This window comes from Pleionea mediterranea (assembly GCF_003148745.1).
GTDB lineage: Bacteria > Pseudomonadota > Gammaproteobacteria > Enterobacterales > Kangiellaceae > Pleionea > Pleionea mediterranea.
In genome coordinates, this window is the sequence record NZ_QGGU01000023.1 from 1 (window position 1) to 2,500 (window position 2,500).

A 2,500-nucleotide genomic window follows, 5' to 3' on the forward strand; every position below is an offset into this window, starting at 1 on the left:
GAATTTAAATGCCTGGCGATGACCTACTCTCACATGGGGAGACCCCACACTACCATCGGCGCTGAACGTTTTCACTTCTGAGTTCGAGAAGGGATCAGGTGGTTCCCGTTCGCTAATGTCACCAGGCAAAACTGGTTGGTATTTCAGTGTCTAGCTTACGCTAAACGCTTTTACAATTCGGTAATTTGATTCACACAAGGTTTTTTATTCGGCGTTCACATTGATTCTTACTGACTCTCTCATATACGACCTCCATGGATGGAGGAAGTACTGGTAGCTGTTTGGAACAGCTCCATGTAAACCACTTGGGTGTTATATGGTCAAGCCTCTCGAGCAATTAGTACAGGTTAGCTTAGTGCCTCACAACACTTCCACACCCTGCCTATCAACGTCATAGTCTTCAACGGCTCTTATGGAGACTTAAAGTCTCAGGGAGAACTTATCTTGAAGGGGGCTTCCCGCTTAGATGCTTTCAGCGGTTATCCTGTCCGAACATAGCTACCCGGCAATGCCACTGGCGTGACAACCGGAACACCAGAGGTTCGTCCACTCCGGTCCTCTCGTACTAGGAGCAGCTCTTCTCAATTCTCCAACGCCCACGGCAGATAGGGACCGAACTGTCTCACGACGTTCTAAACCCAGCTCGCGTACCACTTTAAATGGCGAACAGCCATACCCTTGGGACCGGCTACAGCCCCAGGATGTGATGAGCCGACATCGAGGTGCCAAACTCCCCCGTCGATATGAACTCTTGGGAGGAATCAGCCTGTTATCCCCGGAGTACCTTTTATCCGTTGAGCGATGGCCCTTCCATACAGAACCACCGGATCACTATGACCTGCTTTCGCACCTGCTCGACGTGTCTGTCTCGCAGTCAAGCGTACTTATACCATTATGCTAACCGTACGATGTCCGACCGTACTTAGTACACCTTCGTACTCCTCCGTTACTCTTTGGGAGGAGACCGCCCCAGTCAAACTACCCACCACACACTGTCCTCGACCCGGATAACGGGCCTGAGTTAGAACTCAAATATTACCAGGCTGGTATTTCAAGGTTGGCTCCACAATGGCTAGCGCCACTGCTTCAAAGCCTCCCAGCTATCCTACACAGATAATATCTAAGTCCAGTGTGAAGCTGTAGTAAAGGTTCACGGGGTCTTTCCGTCTAGCCGCGGGTACACTGCATCTTCACAGCGATTTCAATTTCACTGAGTCTCGGGTGGAGACAGTGTGGCCATCGTTACGCCATTCGTGCAGGTCGGAACTTACCCGACAAGGAATTTCGCTACCTTAGGACCGTTATAGTTACGGCCGCCGTTTACCGGGGCTTCGATCAAGAGCTTCGCATACGCTAACCCCATCAATTAACCTTCCGGCACCGGGCAGGCGTCACACCCTATACGTCCACTTTCGTGTTTGCAGAGTGCTATGTTTTTAATAAACAGTCGCAGCCACCTGGTTACTTCGACCACCAACAGCTTACGTCGCAAGGACTTCACCATCGGCGGCGCACCTTCTCCCGAAGTTACGGTGCTATTTTGCCTAGTTCCTTCACCCGAGTTCTCTCAAGCGCCTTGGTATTCTCTACCTGACCACCTGTGTCGGTTTGGGGTACGGTCGGTGTTAACCTGAAGCTTAGAAGTTTTTCCTGGAAGCATGGCATCGACCACTTCAGTCCCTTGGGACCTCGTCATCAGCTCTCGGCCTTAAGAACCCGGATTTACCTAAGTTCTCAGCCTACAACCTTAAACCGGGATAACCAACACCCGGCCGGCCTAGCCTTCTCCGTCACTCCATCGCAGTTAACACCGGTACAGGAATATTAACCTGTTTCCCATCGACTACGCATTTCTGCCTCGCCTTAGGGGCCGACTCACCCTGCTCTGATTAGCATCGAACAGGAAACCTTGGTCTTCCGGCGTGGGGGTTTTTCACCCCCATTATCGTTACTCATGTCAGCATTCGCACTTCTGATACCTCCAGCAAACCTCCCGGTTCACCTTCAACGGCTTACAGAACGCTCCTCTACCATGCATAGTAAACTATGCATCCGCAGCTTCGGTGTATCGCTTAGCCCCGTTACATCTTCCGCGCAGACCGACTCGACTAGTGAGCTATTACGCTTTCTTTAAAGGGTGGCTGCTTCTAAGCCAACCTCCTAGCTGTCTGGGCCTTTCCACATCGTTTCCCACTTAGCGATAACTTTGGGACCTTAGCTGGCGGTCTGGGTTGTTTCCCTTTCCACGACGGACGTTAGCACCCGCCGTGTGTCTCCCGTGATTGCACTTCTTGGTATTCGGAGTTTGCATCGGGTTGGTAAGCCGGGATGGCCCCCTAGCCGAAACAGTGCTCTACCCCCAAGAGTGAGACACGAGGCGCTACCTAAATAGCTTTCGAGGAGAACCAGCTATCTCCTGGTTTGATTAGCCTTTCACTCCTAACCACAGGTCATCACCGCATTTTTCAACATACGTGTGTTCGGTCCTCCAGTTGGTGTT

The 2,500-nt window shown here is 51.5% G+C and carries 2 rRNA genes (1 of these 2 cut by a window edge); both read right to left on the reverse strand.

Annotated features, from left to right (window positions below):
• Positions 1 to 10: 10 nt before the first annotated feature.
• A 5S ribosomal RNA gene (rrf, locus tag C8D97_RS17860) occupies positions 11 to 126 on the reverse strand.
• A 190-nt stretch (positions 127 to 316) separates the two neighbouring features.
• Positions 317 to 2,500, reverse strand: a 23S ribosomal RNA gene (locus C8D97_RS17865) (it continues 707 nt past the right edge of the window).